Source organism: Proteus sp. TJ1640, assembly GCF_003144445.1.
GTDB lineage: Bacteria > Pseudomonadota > Gammaproteobacteria > Enterobacterales > Enterobacteriaceae > Proteus > Proteus penneri.
The window spans coordinates 53,883-73,968 of the sequence record NZ_PENY01000031.1 but is presented as its reverse complement, the minus strand read 5'-3'; the positions used below and the strand labels follow the sequence as shown (position 1 = coordinate 73,968).

Below are 20,086 nucleotides of genomic sequence, written 5' to 3'. Positions count from 1 at the left end.
AATAGTGAGTGATTATGAGTATTGGTATATATCGCATTGATTTTTAATATAAAAAAATGAACACCACTATAATCCAATAAGCAGGTTTCATAAATACCTTAGCTAAATACACCCCTGAGATATTTATCAAAATAGAGATAAAAAAACGGGAAGTTCGAAAGACTCCCCGTTTTATCGTCTTATTTAACCATCTCTTTATAGAGGATTAAATATCTGTATAGAATTTATTTTAATACTTTGTAGATAACGGTTTTATTTCCAACCACTTCACCTGTAACTTGTTCAGCAATTTTATCAAAATCATCGATATTGCTAACAATCACAGGGCTTATCATCGATTTAGCATTAGCGTTCAGATATTCAAGATCTAATTCTAAGATAGGTTGACCAACTTTAACCTCTGCACCTTCTTCAACTAAACGCTTGAAGCCTTTGCCACCTAACGCAACGGTATCAATTCCCATATGCACGATGATTTCAACACCATTGTCAGTCTCAATACAAAATGCGTGGTTTGTATCAAAAATCTTAACAACAGTACCTGTTGCAGGCGCCATTACGATATTAGAGGTTGGTTTAATTGCTACACCATCACCAACAATACCACTAGAAAACGCTTCATCAGGCACATCTTTCAATGCCACGATTTCACCATCAAAAGGCGCAATCATTTCAAGTAATACTTTTGAATTTGTGTTGGCTTGTTTTACAGCTGTTTTTTCCGTAGATACTGTCGAGGTAGCAGGCGCTTCATAAGCGGCAACAGGGCCTTGTGTTAATACATCACGCATCGCGTTAGCGACTAATTCAGCACGCGTACCCACAATCACTTGAACACTTTGTTTGTTTAAACGAATAACACCTGATGCACCTAAACGTTTTGCATAGGCATCATTAACAACTGTGGCATCTTTTACATTTAAGCGTAAACGGGTAATACAAGCATCAATACCGGTTAAATTATCAGAACCACCGATAGCCGCGATATATTGACGCGCTTCTTGCTGGATACCTTCTTTACTATTTGCTGGCGCTGTTTTGATATCTTCATCATAACCATCAGCTGTTTCATCACCAATCACTTCATCTTCACGACCCGGCGTTTTCAGGTTGAATTTAGTAATAGTGAAACGGAAAATACCGTAATAAATAAAGAAGAAAACAATACCTTGAACAATCAGCATGTACCAATGAACAGCTAGTGGGTTGCGTGAAGATAAGAACATATCCACTAAACCTGCACTAAAGCCGAATCCTGAAATCCACTCCATGCTTGCCGCGATATAAACAGAAATCGCCATTAAGAATGCGTGAATAACATAAAGCACTGGTGCCACGAACATAAAAGAAAATTCAAGCGGTTCAGTAATACCGGTGAAGAAAGCAGCAAATGCACCAGCAAGCATGATACCTGCAACTTTTGCTTTGTTCTCTTTACGTGCACAGTGATAAATCGCTAGTGCTGCACCCGGTAAGCCAAACATCATTACTGGGAAGAAACCTGCTTGATAACGACCTGTTACACCCACTGTTGCTAAGCCAGAATCAATAGCTTGCTGACCTGCTAGGAAATTAGGAATATCGTTAATACCAGCGACATCAAACCAGAATACAGAGTTCAACGCATGGTGTAAGCCAACTGGAATTAATAAACGGTTAAAGAATGCATAGATACCCGCACCCAATGCCCCCATATCTTTAATACTTTCACCGAAGCTGACTAATCCACCATAAATCACAGGCCAGATATACATCAGAATAAAGGCGACGATGATCATTAAAAATGAGGTTAGGATAGGAACTAAACGGCGACCACTAAAGAACGACAGTGCACGAGGCAGTTCAACGCTACTAAAGCGGTTATAAAGCTCGGCAGAAAGTACACCAACCAAGATCCCAACAAACTGGTTATTTATTTTACCAAAAGCAACGGGAACCTCTTCTAAAGGTAGACCTTTGATCATTGACACCGCGGCTGGAGAGCAGAGTGTTGTCACAACTAAGAACCCAACAAATCCCGTTAAAGCGGCAGCGCCGTCTTTGTCTTTCGACATACCATAAGCAACACCAATGGCAAACAAAACTGACATATTGTCGATGATAGCAGCACCAGATTTGATAAGTAAGGCAGCAAGCGCGTTATCGCTACCCCAGCCTACTGGATCAATCCAGTAGCCAATCCCCATCAGAATTGCTGCTGCAGGTAATGTAGCAACAGGCACCATCAGCGCCCGCCCTATCTTCTGCAGATAACTTAAAATATTCACAAACTCCCCCTTGGATAGCCCCTATGCGGGATCTTATTCATACTCATTCATATTTTATAATAAAATTGATGAGCTAATTATTTAATTCCATTTTTAGTCTAAAAAAATTATTTCGTATCGCAAATTAATTAGTCATAATTTGTGATTGAAGTCACCAATGTCGTATAATTTTTAGCTGAAATGCTGGCTAAGTCAGAAAGCTTATTTTATGATTAAAAATATCTTTTGGCGGGACATTTCGATCATCAGCTAAAAATGAAAAGAAATTCGTGTTATACACTCTAAATCATTCGAGTTGCTGGTAGGCGGCAAGCAAAGATATCCCGATGAGTATACTCATGTATGTGATTCAGGTAGCTGAGCGTAGCCAACACCCCTGCAACGTGAAGGATGACGAGTATAGATGAGCCACTGATAATCACACGATAAATAACACGTTACTGAGTTATCAGATTTGTCTTTTTTTCTATGAGGTTACTATGAGGTTAATCCCCCTATCCACGGCAAAGCAAGTTGGTAAGTGGTCTGCAAATTATATCGTTGAGAAAATCAACGCATTTAATCCAACGGCAGAACACCCTTTCGTACTTGGTTTACCGACTGGTGGCACGCCATTGGCGACATATAAAGAGTTAATTGAATTACATCGTGCAGGAAAAGTTAGCTTCCAACACGTTGTGACGTTCAATATGGATGAATATGTTGGTATTCCATCAGATCATTCACAAAGTTATCGTACTTTTATGTATGAAAACTTCTTTAATCATATTGATATTAAAGATGAAAATATCAATTTATTAAACGGCAATGCAGAAGATCCACAAGCAGAATGCGAGCGTTATGAGGCTAAAATTAAGTCTTATGGCAAAATCAATTTATTTATGGGCGGTGTAGGTAACGACGGTCACATTGCATTTAATGAACCTGCGTCATCACTCTCTTCACGCACTCGTATGAAAACGCTAACTGAAGATACACGCTTAGCAAATTCACGTTTCTTCGACAATAATGTTAATCATGTTCCTAAATATGCACTGACCGTTGGTGTAGGCACATTATTAGATGCTGAAGAACTAATGATTTTGGCGACAGGTTTTAATAAAGCGCAAGCAGTACATGCAGCAACGGAAGGCGCTGTTAACCATTTATGGACGATTTCTTGTGTTCAACTTCACCCTAAAGCTATTTTAGTGTGTGATGATCCTGCAACAATGGAATTACGAGTAAAAACATTGCGTTATTTCCAACAGATTGAAGCGCAAGAGTGTCAGAAATACCAAGACTAAGTTTAGTAAAATAAGTACCTACTGATTAAGTAGCGGAAAAGGCTAAGCTCTCTTACTTATCAGCCAGAATTTGCTGGCTGATATCGGCTTTTTTAGATTGACTTCCCTTATCAGGAGACAAAGGTATGTTTGCCTTAACAAATGCTGTTATTTATACAGGTTACGACCGTTTAGAAAACCACGCCATTATTATTAACGGCTCCCGTATTGAGCAGGTTTGCCCACAAGATCAGCTGCCAAAAGATATCACTGTTCGTGATATGAAAGGTGCAATTGTCTCTCCCGGCTTTATTGATTTACAGGTTAATGGTTGTGGTGGTGTACAATTTAATGACACACCAGAAAATGTCACTGTTGAAACATTAGAAATTATGCAAAAGGCGAATGAACGTTTAGGTTGCACTAGCTATTTGCCAACGCTAATTACCTGTTCTGATGAATTGATGAAAATAGGCATCGAAGCAACTCGTGCTTATATGAAGAAACATGAAAATAAAGTATTGGGATTACATTTAGAAGGCCCTTATATCAATGTGATTAAAAAAGGGACGCATAATCCACAATACATTCGTCAACCAAGTGCTCAGATGATTAACTATTTGTGCGATAATGCTGATGTCATCGCCAAAATCACCCTTGCGCCAGAAATGGTTGATGAAAAGTATGTTCGTCAATTAATCAAAGCAGGTATCATTGTTTCTGCGGGGCATTCCAATTCAACTTATGAAGAAGCACGTAAAGGATTCCGTAATGGTATCTCATTATCGACTCACCTTTACAATGCTATGCCTTATATTACAGGCAGAGGCCCGGGGCTTGTAGGCGCCATTTATGATACACCAGAGGTTTATGCTGGTATCATCGCCGATGGTTTACATGTTTCATGGGCAAATATTCGTAACAGTAAGCGTTTAAAGGGTGAAAAATTACTTTTAGTCACAGACGCAACTGCGCCAGCGGGGCTTGATCCTAATAAAAATGAGATGGATAGCTTCAATTTTGCTGGTAAAACCATATATTATCGTAATGGTCTTTGTGTCGATGCAGATGGCACATTAAGTGGATCATCACTGACCATGATTGGTGCGATTAAAAATAGCGTGATCCATGTAGGTATTCCATTAGATGAAACCTTGCGGATGGCTACACTTTATCCTGCTCGTGCGATTGGGATAGAAAAAGAACTCGGGACAATTGAAGCAGGAAAAATTGCTAATCTCGCTTCTTTTGACAAGGACTTCAACCTTTGCACAACATTTGTCAATGGTATTGAAATAACTGATAACTAATGGATGTATATGCTGATGAGTCATAACAACACTGAAACGCAAATTGGCAATATCGATCTTGTTAAACAACTTAACAGTGCGATTGTGTATCGACTGATTGATCAACACGGGCCGATTTCCCGTATCCAAATAGCCGAACAAAGCCAACTAGCACCGGCCAGTGTGACTAAAATTACTCGTCAGTTGCTTGAACGTGGGCTGATTAAAGAAGTTGACCAACAAGCATCAACAGGTGGACGCCGTGCGATTTCCATCATTGTTGAACACCGTAATTTTAATACAGTCAGTGTACGATTGGGTCGTAATGATGCCACCGTCGCTCTTTATGATCTAAGCGGTAAAGTCATCATTGAGCAGCACTATCCTTTAGAGCAGAGTACTCAAAATGAAGTTGAAGCCCTGCTCATCAATGCAATTGATGATTTTATTAAGCAAAACCAACGCCGCATTCGTGAGCTTATTTCAATTTCCGTGATCTTACCCGGCCTTGTTGATCCAAATAAAGGCATTGTTCATTATATGCCTCATATGAAAGTAGATAATTGGGCTCTGGTCAATAGCTTAGAGAAACGCTTTAATCTGCCTTGTTATGCTGGACATGATATTCGAAGCCTTGCACTAGCTGAGAATTATTTTGGTGCGACACGAGATTGTGAAGACTCGTTATTAGTCCGGATCCATCGTGGTGCAGGTGCTGGTGTTATTATTAATAATAAAATTTTACTCAATCAACGTGGTAACTTAGGGGAGATTGGTCATATTCAAATCGATCCTCTAGGTGAACGTTGCCATTGTGGTAATTTTGGTTGTTTAGAAACGATAGCGTCCAATACTGCTATCGAAGCAAAAGTGCGCTATCAGTTAGAGCAAGGGTATCCAAGCCAGTATTTATCGCCAACACAGTGCCAAATCCAAGACATTTGTCGAGCGGCTATTAAAAATGACCCTCTAGCAGTCGAAACCATCAAACAAGTGGGTTTACATTTAGGTAAAGCTATTGCGATCGCTATTAACCTGTTTAACCCACAAAAAGTAGTTTTGGCGGGTGAATTAACTGAAGCGGCTGAAGTTTTACTTCCCTCAATTCAAAGTTGTATTAATACGCAAGTATTAAAAGAATTCAGAGAAGATCTTCCTATTGTTATATCTGAGCTTGATCATCGTTCTGCCATAGGGGCTTTTGCCTTGGCTAAACGCGCAATGCTTAACGGAGAATTGCTTCAACAGTTATTAGAAAAGTAGTTTATTGTCGATAAATTATGCTTTTTGAGTTGAATTTATACTTTTCTGATCTTCATTGTGAAATAAGCATAAAATTCAATCAGTAATACTCAAAGAAAAAGAAATGTTACGTGAATTTCTCGTCACATTTCTTTTTTTATGCCCATTGTTCTTCATCTTTTTCCTCTTTAGTTTAATATCATTTCTCTTACTGCTTTGTTTTTTCTTTTTATTCACACACTATTGCACCTTATACTTTGAGATATTTTTCATCAACAAGGTTGTTTTTTGGATCTTTTTTCGACAAAATGATTAACCATCGAGCAAACGGACACGTTTCTCGAAAATTAATGCAAAAAGCAGTTGACGGATTTGTCTGTAATACGCATAATGCGCCCCGCAACGCCGACGAAGGTTATGCAAAAAAAGATGGCTATGTAGCTCAGCTGGTTAGAGCACAACACTCATAATGTTGGGGTCACAGGTTCGAATCCCGTCATAGCCACCATCTTTTTGCGGGAGTGGCGAAATTGGTAGACGCACCAGATTTAGGTTCTGGCGCCGCAAGGTGTGCGAGTTCAAGTCTCGCCTCCCGCACCATTTTAACCTCGTCAAGAATTTATCAGTTGGGATATCGCCAAGCGGTAAGGCACCAGGTTTTGATCCTGGCATTCCCAGGTTCGAATCCTGGTATCCCAGCCATATTTCTGATAAATTAGCGTGTTGACAATTGAATTAACGGATGGGGTATCGCCAAGCGGTAAGGCACCAGGTTTTGATCCTGGCATTCCCAGGTTCGAATCCTGGTACCCCAGCCATCTTTCCGTTAGATTCAATCTGGCTATGTAGCTCAGCTGGTTAGAGCACAACACTCATAATGTTGGGGTCACAGGTTCGAATCCCGTCATAGCCACCATTTTTTGGGATATCGCCAAGCGGTAAGGCACCAGGTTTTGATCCTGGCATTCCCAGGTTCGAATCCTGGTATCCCAGCCATATTTTGAAAGAGAGACTCGCAGAGCGAGTCTTTTTTTCTCCAAGTTGTTGCGGGAGTGGCGAAATTGGTAGACGCACCAGATTTAGGTTCTGGCGCCGCAAGGTGTGCGAGTTCAAGTCTCGCCTCCCGCACCATTGATTACTAACGTGTTTATCACGAAATCAACAGATAAGACTCGCAGTAGCGGGTCTTTTTTGTTTTTATCGCTTAATTTTTTCCTATCTGTTCTCTAAACATCATTTATCCCTCTTTTTTCTTATTCCTCTACTCTCAAAGTACAACAAACTCCACATCATCATTTTTATTTTTTCTCATCACTCCACACTTTATTGCTCTTTCTGTACATATCTCACCCAATATACTATACTCCCCCATAGTATATTTAAGGATTATGTATGCCACACTCACCAGCAGAAAAAAAAGCCGCGTTAACTCGCGTAAGAAAAATTAAAGGGCAACTTCTTGCATTAGAAACTGCACTTGAAAATGAAAACGAATGCAGTCAGGTATTACAACAAATTGCCGCCATTCGAGGTGCTATTAATGGCCTGATGGCAGGTGTACTCGAAAGTCATTTACGAGAAGGTCTTATGGATGCCGTCGCTTCTCCTGAAGATCAAAAAAATTCCGTTGATGATGCCATTTCATTAATCCGCACTTACCTGCGTTAATAACAAAAAGGATACACTATGAAATCTCGTGCAGCAGTCGCATTTGGCCCTGGAGAACCTTTAAAAATTGTTGAAGTTGATGTGATGCCACCAAAAGCCGGTGAAGTGCTCATTAAAATTAGTCACACAGGTGTTTGCCATACCGATGCATTTACGCTGTCGGGTGATGATCCTGAAGGTGTATTCCCTGCTATTCTTGGCCATGAGGGTGCCGGCGTGGTTGTAGAGGTTGGTGAAGGTGTCACGAGTGTTAAACCAGGCGATCACGTTATTCCTCTGTACACAGCTGAATGTGGCGAATGTCTATTTTGTAAATCAGGCAAAACAAACTTATGTGTTGCCGTCAGAGCAACGCAAGGTAAAGGCTTAATGCCCGATGGGACAACACGCTTTTCCTATAATGGACAGCCTATTTATCACTACATGGGATGCTCTACTTTTAGCGAATACACTGTGGTGGCTGAAGTTTCTCTGGCAAAAATCAATCCAGAAGCTAATCACGAAGAAGTTTGCTTATTAGGTTGTGGTGTAACAACAGGTATTGGCGCGGTTCACAATACTGCAAAAGTGCAAGAAGGTGACTCTGTTGCTGTGTTTGGTTTAGGTGGCATTGGTCTTGCCGTTCTTCAAGGCGCAAGACAAGCCAAAGCAAGTCGTATTTTTGCTATTGATACAAATCCTGAAAAATTTGCATTGGCTCGCCAATTTGGTGCAACAGATTGCCTAAATCCTAATGATTACGATAAACCTATCCAGCAAGTTCTTGTCGAAATGACACAGTGGGGTGTTGACCATACTTTTGAATGTATTGGTAATGTTAATGTCATGAGAGCAGCATTAGAAAGTGCACATCGAGGCTGGGGTCAATCCATTATTATTGGTGTCGCAGGTGCAGGACAAGAGATCTCAACTCGTCCATTCCAATTAGTGACGGGTCGTTCGTGGAAAGGTACAGCTTTTGGTGGTGTTAAAGGCCGTAGTCAATTACCCGCAATGGTTGAGGATGCAATGAAAGGCAATATCGAACTTAAGCCTTTTGTAACCCATAAACTCCCGTTAGAAAAAATTAATGAAGCTTTTGATTTAATGCATGAAGGTAAATCAATCCGAACCGTTATTCATTTCGATTAACCATCATCAAACTTATGTCTCATAGGTTTGTCTTTGCTTTTAAAGGAGTCAAAATGGAAAGGATTGAACGTCATGCCTGTTTTGGTGGTTGGCAAGAAGTCTATCAACATACATCAACGACGTTAAATTGTAAGATGAAATTTGCTATCTACCTTCCTCCTATGGAAGAAGAGCAAAAATACCCTGTTTTATATTGGTTATCAGGCTTAACCTGCAACGAGCAAAATTTTATTACTAAAGCTGGTGCCCAACAATTTGCAGCGCAATATGGCATTATTTTAGTTATACCCGATACCAGCCCTCGCGGTGAAAATGTCGCTGATGATAGTGCTTATGATTTAGGGCAAGGCGCAAGTTTTTATCTTAATGCCACCCAATCGCCTTGGAATGAGCATTACAAGATGTATGACTATATCGTTGATGAACTTCCTACACTAATAGAAACGCATTTTCCTGTGACTCATCTACGTGCCATTAGTGGGCATTCAATGGGAGGACATGGTGCCTTAACAATTGCACTGCGAAATTCAGCACGCTACTGCAGTGTGTCAGCGTTTTCTCCGATCGTGGCACCGTCAGTTGTTCCTTGGGGTAAAAAAGCGTTTAGCGCTTATTTAGGCGATGATATGACACAATGGCAACAATATGATGCGGTGGCATTGATTAACCAAGCAGAAAGTGTGTTACCTATGCGTGTTGATGTCGGTCTTGATGATCCCTTCTATCAGGAACAATTAAAACCCGAGCTATTTGCTAAAGTCTGTAATGAAAAACAGTTCACTTATCAATTGAATTTACATCAAGGGTACAATCACAGTTACTATTTTGTAGCGAGTTTTATTGGTGAGCATATTGCTTTTCATGCCAAACATTTAAAAGCGTAACAACAATGCGATGATCTTATTGCTGATATCCAACTCCGATCATCGCATTTCTAATTACTTAATACCTAATGCATAACGTAGCGCCGCTTCTTTAGCCTTACCAGCATGTTGCGCAGCTAAAAGGCCGATATTTCTAACGACTTTTAACCCTGGTAATTGGTGACTAAAAGCGTGATAAAAAACATCCATTCCCGCTTGCATGACTAAATTGTCAGGCATACGACGACGCTGATATTTCTTCAATAACGCCATTGAATCCCAAGGTTCAAAATGTTTTTTGGCATCAGCCACTAAGTCTAAGAAACAATCCACATCACGGTAACCTAAATTGACACCCTGCCCTGCTAAAGGATTGATAGTATGAGCCGCATCGCCCAATAAAATAATCCCTTTATCAACGTAACGGCTTGCATGTTGACGCGTTAATGGGAATGAACCAGCTGCAATAGGTGTCACTTTACCTAATCGATCAGGAAAAGCATGTTGAATTTCTTTTTCTAACTGCGTCATCGACATATTTTGCAGTTTTCTAATTCTGTCAGGCGAATCATACCAAACCAAACAGGCCCAATTATCAAAAAGCGGTAAATAAGCGCGAGGCCCTGAGGGGTAAAAACGTTGCCATGTTCCCTTTTCAGGAGGTAACTCTGTTTTCACGGTGATCAGCATACAAGATTGGCGATATTGCCAACCATTGCTACCAATACCTGCAAATTGGCGCACTTGAGAATTCGCACCATCTGCACCTACCACTAAATTTGTGGTCACTTCACTGCCATCAGAAAGTGTTACTTTCCATTTATCATCTAAATAGACCATTTTACTTAGACTGTTTGGGCATAATAAAGTGATATTGCTATAACGTTCAGCTTCTTGCCAAAGGGCTAATTGCAAAATACGGTTTTCAACCATATAGCCTAATTCAGGCAACCCTAAGCTTTTTGCATCAAAAACAACATGAGCATTTTCTTCTTCCCATGTTTCTAAGGTAAGATAAGGCGCAAAACGCATAGCCAAAACATGTTGCCATGCACCTAATTGTTTTAATAGACTAACGGACGCGCAACTAATCGCAGAAATACGGATATCAGGATGAGATGACGCATCAAAAGGTGCTGGAGACTGTCGTTCAATCATTGCAACACACAATCCTTCTTGCGCCAGCCCAATTGCAACAGCTGCGCCAATCATACCGCCACCCGCGATGATTGCATCAAAATCGTTTTTTACATTACTCATCATTGTTATGCCATAACTCATTACTTTAAATAATAGGTAAGCGCTGTTTCAGTTTATTTCTATTAAACTAAACGCCATAAATAATTAGCGCCGACTTGCTCTAGTCACTGACCACACAAATGACTACAATAACCACCTTATTGGCTTATTACACGCAACGTTTTCCAATGATTAGCTATTGTCTCACTGAAAATACCGGATTTACACAATGTCGACGATAAAAAAACTGTACATTAAAACTTGGGGCTGCCAGATGAATGAGTACGATTCATCCAAAATGGCAGACCTACTCGAAAGCACCCACGGTTATCAGTTAACCGATGTCGCCGAAGATGCGGACATTCTACTGCTAAATACCTGTTCTATCCGTGAGAAAGCACAAGAAAAAGTCTTTCATCAGTTAGGACGTTGGAAATATTTCAAAGATAATAAACCTGATATTATCATTGGCGTCGGTGGTTGTGTTGCCTCTCAAGAAGGCGAATACATCCGTCAACGTGCGCAGTGTGTCGATATTATCTTCGGGCCACAAACTTTACACCGTTTACCTGAAATGATTAATCAGGTTAAAGGGACTAAAAGCCCAGTTGTCGATATCAGCTTCCCTGAAATCGAAAAATTTGACCGTTTACCAGAACCGCGTGCTGAAGGCCCTTCTGCCTTCGTTTCCATCATGGAAGGCTGTAACAAATACTGCTCTTTCTGCGTAGTTCCTTACACTCGTGGTGAAGAAGTTAGCCGTCCTTGTGATGATGTCCTCTTTGAAATTGCTCAATTAGCTGCCCAGGGTGTACGCGAAGTAAACTTGTTAGGTCAAAACGTTAACGCCTATCGTGGCGCGACTTTTGATGGTCAAATTTGTAGTTTTGCTGAATTAATTCGTTTAGTGGCAGCAATTGACGGTATTGACCGCATTCGCTTTACTACCAGCCACCCTATCGAATTTACTGACGATATCGTTGCGGTTTATGAAGATACACCAGAATTAGTCAGCTATTTACACTTACCTGTGCAAAGTGGTTCTGACCGCATTCTAACATTAATGAAGCGTAACCATACTGCACTTGAATATAAGAGCATCATTCGCAAATTACGTAAAGCACGTCCTGATATTCTGATCAGTTCAGATTTTATCATCGGTTTCCCGGGTGAAACTCAAGACGACTTTGAAAAAACGATGCAATTAATTGCGGATGTTAATTTCGATATGAGCTTTAGTTTCATCTATTCAGCACGTCCTGGTACTCCAGCTGCTGACTTACCTGATGACGTTAGCGAAGATGAAAAGAAACAACGTTTATATCTGCTACAACAACGTATCAATCAACAAGCAATGAACTTTAGCCGAGCTATGCTAAACAGTGTGCAACGTATTCTTGTTGAAGGCCCTTCACGTAAAAATGTGATGGAGCTTTCTGGTCGTACTGAAAATAACCGAGTGGTTAACTTTGAAGGTACACCAGATATGATTGGTAAGTTCGTTGATGTTGAGATTGTAGACGTTTATGCCAACTCCCTACGTGGTAAAGTGGTTAGAACGGAAGATCAAATGGATTTACGGATCCATGAATCACCAGAATCCGTCATTGCACGTACTCGTAAAGAAGATGAATTAGGGGTAGGTGTTTACCAACCTTAATTAATCAGATTTAACAAAAGGATAATCAGTGACAGTAATAGCACATGTACAAGTAGCGACCCAAGAAATTTTCTTAGAGCCAGCTGACAATGCCCGTTTAATGAGCCTATGTGGCCCATTTGACGATAATATTAAGCAACTTGAGCGCCGTTTAGGTATCGAGATTAATCATCGTGATAACCGTTTTAAACTCACGGGTAAATCATTATGTGTCAATGCAGCAGCAGGAATTTTACGTCGCCTGTATGTGGAAACCTCGCCAATTAAAGGCGTGATCCCCGATATCGACCCTGAACAAATTCATCTTGCTATCAAAGAAAGCCGTGTGCTTGAGCAAAGTGATGAGCATGTTCCTGAATTTGGGAAATCAACCAATATTCGGACTAAACGAGGTGTAATAAAACCTCGTACACCAAATCAGGCACAATATATTGCCAATATTCAAACCCATGATATTACATTTGGTATTGGGCCTGCTGGTACAGGGAAAACATATCTGGCTGTTGCTGCCGCTGTTGATGCCCTTGAACGTCAAGAAGTGCGTCGTATTTTGTTAACGCGCCCTGCGGTTGAAGCTGGTGAGAAACTGGGTTTTTTACCTGGCGACCTTAGTCAAAAAGTCGATCCTTATTTACGACCGCTTTATGATGCGTTATTTGAGATGTTGGGTTTTGAAAAAGTTGAGAAACTAATAGAGCGTAATGTTATTGAAGTCGCTCCCCTCGCTTATATGCGTGGGCGTACACTCAATGATGCCTTTATTATTCTTGATGAAAGCCAAAACACCACCATTGAACAAATGAAAATGTTCTTAACGCGTATTGGTTTTAACTCTAAAGCCGTTGTCACTGGGGATATTACTCAGATTGACCTGCCAAGAGGCAATAAATCAGGCTTACGTCATGCTATCGAAGTTTTATCCGATGTGAATGACTTAAGTTTTAACTTTTTCCACAGTGAAGACGTTGTTCGCCACCCTGTGGTTGCCAAAATTGTTATCGCTTATGAAACTTGGGAAACTGAAGACCAAAAACGTCGCCAAGCTATCAAAGCAGAAAAAGAGAAGCTTCAGAGAGAAAATCATGAGTGAAGTTATCCTTGATTTACAAGTAGCAAGTGAAAATGCACAAGGGCTTCCTACTGAAGCCCAATTTATGACATGGTTAGAAGCGGTATTACCGCAATTTCAGCCTGTAAGTGAAGTGACTATTCGTATTGTTGATGAAGCAGAAAGTCACGAACTAAATCTCACGTATCGTGGAAAAGACAAACCGACTAATGTGCTTTCTTTTCCCTTTGAGGCCCCACCTGAAGTTGAATTGCCTCTCTTGGGGGATTTGATTATTTGCCGTCAAGTGGTAGAAAAAGAAGCGACTGAACAGAGTAAGACTGTTGAAGAGCATTGGGCACACATGGTTATTCATGGATGTCTGCATCTTTTAGGTTATGATCATATTGAAGATGATGAAGCCGAAGAAATGGAAGGTTTAGAGACGGAAATCTTACAAAATTTAGGTTATGCAGATCCCTATTTAATTGAAAAAGAGTAACAGTTCTCTTATTTTTATGATAAATACTATATCTAATTAACCATTCAATGAGGAAAAATAGTTAAAACGCCATGAGCGACGACCAATCTTCGAGTAACGATAACCCTGGTCCTAAGAAAGGGTTTCTCACACTGCTTAATCAGTGGTTCCACGGTGAACCTAAAAACCGTGATGATCTGATGGAGCTTATCCGCGATTCTGAACAGAAAGAATTAATTGATCCTGATACCCGCGACATGCTTGAAGGGGTAATGGATATTGCTGAACAGCGTGTTCGGGATATTATGATCCCACGCTCCCAAATCGTTACACTAAAACGTAATCAAACTCTTGATGAATGTTTAGATGTAATTATTGATTCAGCACATTCCCGCTTCCCAGTTATCAGCGAAGACAAAGATCATATTGAAGGCTTATTGATGGCAAAAGATTTACTGCCATTTATGCGTACAGACGCAGAGCCATTTAGCATGGATAAAGTCTTACGTTCAGCGGTTGTTGTACCTGAAAGTAAACGGGTCGATCGCCTATTAAAAGAATTCCGCTCACAACGCTATCATATGGCAATTGTGATTGATGAATTCGGAGGTGTATCAGGACTTGTCACAATTGAAGATATTCTAGAACTTATCGTAGGCGAAATTGAAGATGAGTATGACGATGAGGATGATATTGATATTCGTCCACTGAGTCGCCACGCTTACTCAGTTCGAGCTTTAACCCAGATAGAAGATTTCAATGAAGCGTTCGGTACACATTTCAGCGATGAAGAAGTTGATACTATTGGCGGTTTAGTTATGCAAGCCTTTGGTCACCTTCCTGCTCGTGGTGAAACTATTACCATTGATAATTACCAATTTAAAGTTGTTATGGCAGATAGCCGTAAGATCATTCAGGTGTATGTGCATATTCCAGATGATGCCCCCATTCCTGAACTAGGTAATGATGTATAGGATCTCAATGAATAAGACCTCTTTCTTAAACCGCCAGTGGGTTCGCGCCCTTCTGGCGGTTTTTTTCGGTGCTATCGGCACTTTCGCGTTTTCGCCTTTTGACTTTTGGCCTGCTGCCTTAATTTCACTGCTGGGCCTATTACTGATAATCACGCAACGTACAACCCGACAAGGTGCATTTCTTGGCTTTGCTTGGGGCTTTGGATTATTTGGCGCGGGTGTAAATTGGGTTTATGTCAGCATTGCTGATTTTGGCGGTATGCCATTTGCGATAAATATCTTTTTAGTGATTTTATTAGCACTTTATTTATCACTTTATCCCCTACTTTTTGCCGGCTTATTAAATAAGTTTTTCCCAAATCCGACTCTATGGCGATTTGTTTTTGCCGCACCCGCACTATGGCAAATCACTGAATTTTTAAGGGGTTGGGTGTTATCAGGCTTTCCGTGGTTACAGTTTGGTTATAGCCAAATTGATGGCCCTTTAAAAGGTATTGCACCTATTTTTGGTGTCACTATGATAACGTTGCTCTTAACCGTTATTAGTGGATTAATTGCATTTACAATCTATCGTAAATCAATTTACAGCCTCGTGGTTGCACTACTTTTATTAATATTACCTATCAGCTTTAAATCCTATCAGTGGTATCAACCTTTGCCGGATGAAACGCAAGAAATTGCATTAATCCAAGGTAATATTGCACAATCATTAAAATGGGAACCGGGTACATTAGAGAGTACATTAAAAACCTACCTCACCTTAAGTCGCCCTTTTATTGGTAATGCCAATCTTATTATTTGGCCTGAATCAGCGATCCCTGACGTTGAAATTCAACAACAAAGCTTTTTAGCTGAATTAGATAAACAATTAAGAGAGCAAGATACTCATTTAATGACGGGAATTATTGATGCTCGACCGACATTAGAAGGTTATCGTTTCTATAATAGTGTCATCACATTAGGTGAACACTATGCTTATCAATACCCAGCCACTGATCGCTATAACAAACATCATCTTGTTCCTTTCGGCGAATATGTGCCATTAGAATCACTATTACGCCCACTGGCACCTTTCTTTAATTTACCGATGTCATCATTAAGCCAAGGCGAATATGTACAGCCTCAACTGACTGTCAATGATGCCAAAATTACCGCAGCTATTTGCTACGAAATTATTTTAGGTGAACAAGTCCGTGCTAATTTTAAACCCGATACACGGTTCTTATTAACGATTTCTAATGATGCGTGGTTTGGTAATTCAATCGGCCCTTGGCAGCATTTCCAAATGGCAAGGATGCGCTCTCTTGAGTTAGGAAGACCATTATTACGTTCGACAAATAACGGTATTACAGCCTTTATTGCAGCCAATGGTGAGGTAATTTCTCAACTTCCTCAGTTTGAAGAAGGTGCTTTAGCGGAAAAAATCACACCAACAACGGGGTTAACCCCTTATTATAAATGGGGGAATACACCATTGTGGATACTGGTTGGATTATTTTTTATTATCGCCTTTATTAAACGTCGAGTTGAATAAAGCAAAATAAAATAACGGAATTCATTATTATATTGAATTCCGTTATTTTTAATCGACTAAAGCTTAAAATAATCGTTGGTATACCGTTCAAAAACCAGCCCACCATAAACGTAGTTTTAATCCCCACGAAGATGACCAACCACTTGTAAAGCCTACCATTTCCCCTTTATAAATAATAACAAATGAAGGTGTTGCACTAATTCCCCACTGCTGAGAAATATCCCCTCGACTATCATTTATCACAGGAAATACCAGTCCTTTAGACTGGATACCGCGCTCTAACTTTGCGTTATCACCAGAACGGATCGCAACAGATGTCACGTTATAACCATCTTGCGCTAACGAATTTACCGCAGGCGTTGTTAGTTTACACACCCCACACCAAGTTGCCCAAAAATAGATTAATAAGGGCTTTTCAGCGCTCAATTCTGTTAATGAAACAACTTTATTATCAACAGTATAAAGTTCAGGTAAATTTGTTAAAGAGGGTGGCGCAGGTTGTCGCCACCAATCCATCGCGAAAGAGGCTACAACGAAAATGACAACCAGAACAATCAGTTCTTTACCCCACTTTCGTAAGCGACTACGCATTATTTTTTCACTTTAGCCAGTTGCTCTTTCACAATCACTTCTAGCTGAGCGTAATCAACGGCACCAGGGATAACCATATCACCAACAACTGTTGCAGGTGTACCTTGGATACCTAATTTACGAGAAAGCTCTAAGTTATTTTGTAACGTTTTTAAGCTGTCATCTGTTAATTTTACTTTGCTTGTATTGGTTGTTTTCATTGCATCGTCAATACTTGCATTATCTAGCATTGTTTTCTTCTGCATTAAACGTTGGTGTAATGCTAAGAATGCTTTTGGATCTTCTTTCCAAACTGAAAGCACCGCTTGAGAGGCTTTAGCCGAGCTTTCACCTTTAAATGGTAGCGGTTTAATTACCACAGCTACTTCTGGATAATCTTTTGTAATTTGTTCTAATAATGGATCGAAACGTTTGCAGTAAGGGCAGTTATAATCAGTAAAGGAAACTAACACTAACTTAGCGTCTTTTGCACCAATACGAGGACTTGCTGCATCGTTATATAATGCGTCGTGTTCTGCCTTTAATGCGGTACGAAATTGTGCTTGTTGTTCATCGGCTTTTTGTGCTTGTAATGCAGTGATTGCTTCTTCCAAAATTTCTGGATTTTTGATTAACGTATCACGCACCAGTGCACGAACTTCTTTTTCCTGATCAGCGCTTAATGCTGCTGCTTGCACATTTGCACCAAAAAGTAACGAAGAAATAACCAGTGCAGAAAGTGTTTTTTTCATTATTGGGCTCCTTTAGCCTCTGAAAGAACTGTCAATGTTGAATCTTTATTTAAAATAGGAGGTAAAACCACGCCATTTTTATGGCCTGGTCCATAAACTTGGTTAAAAGGTACGGCAACTTGACCACGTTGTTTTAAAAACTGAGTGATCTTGTCAGAGGGTTTAGTCCAATCCCCTCTTAATGCGACAACATCTGGCGCTGAAAGTGCCTCTTGGATCTCGTCTCGCAATAATACATTGTATTTGTTTGCTTTGCAGGTTACACACCAATCTGCTGTAACATCAACAAACACGCGTTTATTCTCTGCTAATGCTTGGTGTATTGCCTCTTCTGATAAAGGTTGCCAATTTATCGTATCTTGACCTGCGAGTGTTTGGCTTGCTGGTTGAGCAACAAACAAATAAGTACTTCCCGCCAAAAATAGGGCAATTACCGTAGAAATAAGAGCCGTTTTTTTGCCATAGTGCCGTGCAATTGCGAGTAATAAAAGCAAAGTAATAACAATAAAAATGCCAGCAACAATTGTCATGCCCAAATGAGGGATTAAAAGTGTAATAAGCCAAATGCTAGACAACAGCATCATAAAGCCTAAAACCACTCTTAGGCGATTCATCCATTTACCGGGTTTTGGTAGCACTTTTGCAACAGATGGGAATATAGCCACTAAGATCCAAGGCAAACTCATTCCTATCCCTAATGCAGTAAAAATAAGCCATAACTCACTTAACGGAGCAATCAAAGCATAAGCGACGGCGGTACCTAAAAAGGGTGCAGAACAAGGGGTGGCAAGTAGAGTAGCAAAAGCACCTTCCCAAAAATGGCGACCATATCCCTGCCCACCAGCCGTTGCCATTTTAGTATTCATATTGCTACTTAAACGCAGTTCAAATAATCCAAATAGATTTGCAGTAAAAATAGCGGTAACTAACACCATAAAACCAATAAACCAAGGGCTTTGAAACTGTATTCCCCAACCTAAGGCCTCTTGGCTATAACGTAACCCCGTCATAAATAGCGCTAGTGCCCAAAAAGAAACTAAAATACCTAAAACAGACACCGAAAATTGCTTACGAATAACCCCTTTATCACGATTTTCAAGATGTAAAATCGAACCCAATTTCATCGCCAGCACAGGTAATACACAAGGCATCAAATTCAGAATTAAACCACCCAATAGTGCAAAAGCAAGAATGCTCCAAAGCCCAATACCTGAACTAGATGGTGGAACAATGTCTTCTTTTCCATGCCCTATTGTGTCATTAACTTGACGAGAAAAATCTTGATCAGTAATAACAAAGGAAAGTGCCTTACCTGAGATATCACCAGCTGCATCGCCCCAATCATCTGTCACATCAACGGTGACAAATAAGTTTTTATCTTGATGATTTAATTTTGGAATACCGTAAAGCATACCTTCAGGGGGATCGAGATAAATATTAGGTTCAACCCAAGCACCTTGCTCTCTTTGCAAAGAAATAGTCAGTTGGCTATTGTTATAATTCGAAGAAACTGATGATATTAATCCTGTATCAACTGGGATTTTTGCCATCGCCTGATTATATTGCCATTCAAAATCAGCAGGTGCTGGTTCTGTAAGATCTAAATCTAAAGTGTAGTCCGTTAAAATACAGACATTACTGCATGTTGATAACGTTAAAACGCCTGTTAAACGGTCAGCATCAACAGAGGTTAATTCAATCGGAAAAACAACTTGTTTGTCATAGCCTTGAGTGTGAATACCTGCGACATCAAAAGCAGAAGGTGACGGCCAATGCCATACCATTGCACTCACATCTTGTGACCAATTAATTTCAGGTGCAACACCACCTTCTCCTGGTGAGCGCCAGTAAGTTTTCCATCCAGACTCAAGTTGCACTTCAAGTAACATTTTCACATCACCCGTTGGTGACTTTTGTGCTGTCGCCCTAACTTGTGCGTGAGAATTATCAGGCGTGGTTAACCAACCTGTCTCTGCTGCTTGAGATGTAGATAACGTAAATAGCGTTAATACCAACGCCATAACAAAAGAACGAAACATAACAACTCCCTAAAAATTCCTACAACGCTACACAAAGCTACGCCCAAAGATAGACGTACAATTT

16 protein-coding genes and 7 tRNA genes are annotated in these 20,086 nt (G+C 40.3%); 18 read left to right on the top strand and 5 right to left on the bottom strand.

Annotation, left to right across the window (positions count from 1 at the left end; all coding sequences use genetic code 11):
* Positions 1–224: 224 nt before the first annotated feature.
* The gene (gene nagE, locus DK861_RS15260) at positions 225–2,267 is read right to left on the bottom strand and encodes an N-acetylglucosamine-specific PTS transporter subunit IIBC (RefSeq protein WP_109400671.1); all 2,043 of its coding nucleotides are present in this window, start codon (positions 2,265–2,267) and stop codon (positions 225–227) included.
* Between the two features lie 479 nt (positions 2,268–2,746).
* On the opposite strand from nagE, the gene nagB reads away from it, so the two are divergent.
* From nagB to fghA, 13 genes are all read left to right on the top strand, one after another.
* Positions 2,747–3,553, top strand: coding sequence for a glucosamine-6-phosphate deaminase (gene nagB, locus DK861_RS15255; protein ID WP_069370072.1), 807 nt, complete (start codon positions 2,747–2,749; stop codon positions 3,551–3,553).
* A 125-nt stretch (positions 3,554–3,678) separates the two neighbouring features.
* Complete coding sequence (gene nagA, locus DK861_RS15250; RefSeq protein WP_109400670.1) at positions 3,679–4,842, top strand: N-acetylglucosamine-6-phosphate deacetylase; 1,164 nt, start codon at positions 3,679–3,681, stop codon at positions 4,840–4,842.
* 9 nt (positions 4,843–4,851) lie between these two features.
* On the top strand, positions 4,852–6,084 hold the full coding sequence (locus tag DK861_RS15245) for an N-acetylglucosamine repressor (RefSeq protein ID WP_109400669.1): 1,233 nt from the start codon (positions 4,852–4,854) through the stop codon (positions 6,082–6,084).
* Between the two features lie 410 nt (positions 6,085–6,494).
* Positions 6,495–6,571: transfer RNA gene (locus tag DK861_RS15240), tRNA-Met, on the top strand.
* A gap of 7 nt (positions 6,572–6,578) precedes the next feature.
* Positions 6,579–6,663, top strand: a tRNA-Leu gene (locus DK861_RS15235).
* Positions 6,664–6,690: 27 nt separating this feature from the next.
* A tRNA-Gln gene (locus tag DK861_RS15230) sits at positions 6,691–6,765 on the top strand.
* A gap of 41 nt (positions 6,766–6,806) precedes the next feature.
* Positions 6,807–6,881: transfer RNA gene (locus tag DK861_RS15225), tRNA-Gln, on the top strand.
* 21 nt (positions 6,882–6,902) lie between these two features.
* Positions 6,903–6,979 (top strand) — tRNA-Met (locus DK861_RS15220).
* 5 nt (positions 6,980–6,984) lie between these two features.
* Positions 6,985–7,059: transfer RNA gene (locus tag DK861_RS15215), tRNA-Gln, on the top strand.
* 50 nt (positions 7,060–7,109) lie between these two features.
* Positions 7,110–7,194 (top strand) — tRNA-Leu (locus DK861_RS15210).
* 261 nt (positions 7,195–7,455) lie between these two features.
* The gene (locus tag DK861_RS15205) at positions 7,456–7,731 is read left to right on the top strand and encodes a metal/formaldehyde-sensitive transcriptional repressor (protein WP_006537705.1); all 276 of its coding nucleotides are present in this window, start codon (positions 7,456–7,458) and stop codon (positions 7,729–7,731) included.
* Between the two features lie 18 nt (positions 7,732–7,749).
* Positions 7,750–8,862: an S-(hydroxymethyl)glutathione dehydrogenase/class III alcohol dehydrogenase gene (locus DK861_RS15200; protein ID WP_072062936.1), complete on the top strand. Its 1,113-nt coding sequence runs from the start codon at positions 7,750–7,752 to the stop codon at positions 8,860–8,862.
* A gap of 53 nt (positions 8,863–8,915) precedes the next feature.
* Positions 8,916–9,746, top strand: coding sequence for an S-formylglutathione hydrolase (gene fghA, locus DK861_RS15195; RefSeq protein ID WP_109400668.1), 831 nt, complete (start codon positions 8,916–8,918; stop codon positions 9,744–9,746).
* A gap of 54 nt (positions 9,747–9,800) precedes the next feature.
* On the opposite strand, the gene ubiF is transcribed toward fghA, so the two are convergent.
* Entirely contained in the window at positions 9,801–10,988 is a 1,188-nt protein-coding gene (gene ubiF, locus DK861_RS15190) for a 3-demethoxyubiquinol 3-hydroxylase (protein ID WP_109400667.1), read from the bottom strand.
* Positions 10,989–11,193: 205 nt separating this feature from the next.
* On the opposite strand from ubiF, the gene miaB reads away from it, so the two are divergent.
* The 5 genes from miaB (at position 11,194) to lnt (ending at position 16,661) form a co-directional block, all read left to right on the top strand.
* Positions 11,194–12,624 (top strand): tRNA (N6-isopentenyl adenosine(37)-C2)-methylthiotransferase MiaB, encoded by a 1,431-nt coding sequence (gene miaB, locus DK861_RS15185; RefSeq protein WP_006537711.1) that lies wholly within the window; start codon positions 11,194–11,196, stop codon positions 12,622–12,624.
* Between the two features lie 28 nt (positions 12,625–12,652).
* The gene (locus DK861_RS15180) at positions 12,653–13,714 is read left to right on the top strand and encodes a PhoH family protein (RefSeq protein ID WP_109400666.1); all 1,062 of its coding nucleotides are present in this window, start codon (positions 12,653–12,655) and stop codon (positions 13,712–13,714) included.
* Positions 13,707–14,174 (top strand): rRNA maturation RNase YbeY, encoded by a 468-nt coding sequence (ybeY, locus tag DK861_RS15175; protein ID WP_072062939.1) that lies wholly within the window; start codon positions 13,707–13,709, stop codon positions 14,172–14,174. The genes DK861_RS15180 and ybeY overlap by 8 nt, the downstream gene beginning before the upstream one ends.
* A gap of 71 nt (positions 14,175–14,245) precedes the next feature.
* Positions 14,246–15,127: a CNNM family magnesium/cobalt transport protein CorC gene (gene corC, locus DK861_RS15170; RefSeq protein ID WP_006537715.1), complete on the top strand. Its 882-nt coding sequence runs from the start codon at positions 14,246–14,248 to the stop codon at positions 15,125–15,127.
* A 7-nt stretch (positions 15,128–15,134) separates the two neighbouring features.
* Positions 15,135–16,661, top strand: a complete 1,527-nt coding sequence (gene lnt / locus DK861_RS15165; protein ID WP_072062940.1) for an apolipoprotein N-acyltransferase — start codon at positions 15,135–15,137, stop codon at positions 16,659–16,661.
* An 87-nt stretch (positions 16,662–16,748) separates the two neighbouring features.
* On the opposite strand, the gene DK861_RS15160 is transcribed toward lnt, so the two are convergent.
* From DK861_RS15160 to DK861_RS15150, 3 genes are read right to left on the bottom strand one after another with little or no spacing between them, the layout of a single operon-like run.
* Positions 16,749–17,252: a protein disulfide oxidoreductase gene (locus tag DK861_RS15160; RefSeq protein ID WP_072062941.1), complete on the bottom strand. Its 504-nt coding sequence runs from the start codon at positions 17,250–17,252 to the stop codon at positions 16,749–16,751.
* Entirely contained in the window at positions 17,252–17,983 is a 732-nt protein-coding gene (locus DK861_RS15155; protein WP_072062942.1) for a DsbA family protein, read from the bottom strand. Before DK861_RS15155 ends, DK861_RS15160 begins: the two co-directional genes overlap by 1 nt.
* On the bottom strand, positions 17,983–20,022 hold the full coding sequence (locus tag DK861_RS15150; RefSeq protein ID WP_109400665.1) for a protein-disulfide reductase DsbD domain-containing protein: 2,040 nt from the start codon (positions 20,020–20,022) through the stop codon (positions 17,983–17,985). Before DK861_RS15150 ends, DK861_RS15155 begins: the two co-directional genes overlap by 1 nt.
* Positions 20,023–20,086: the final 64 nt, after the last annotated feature.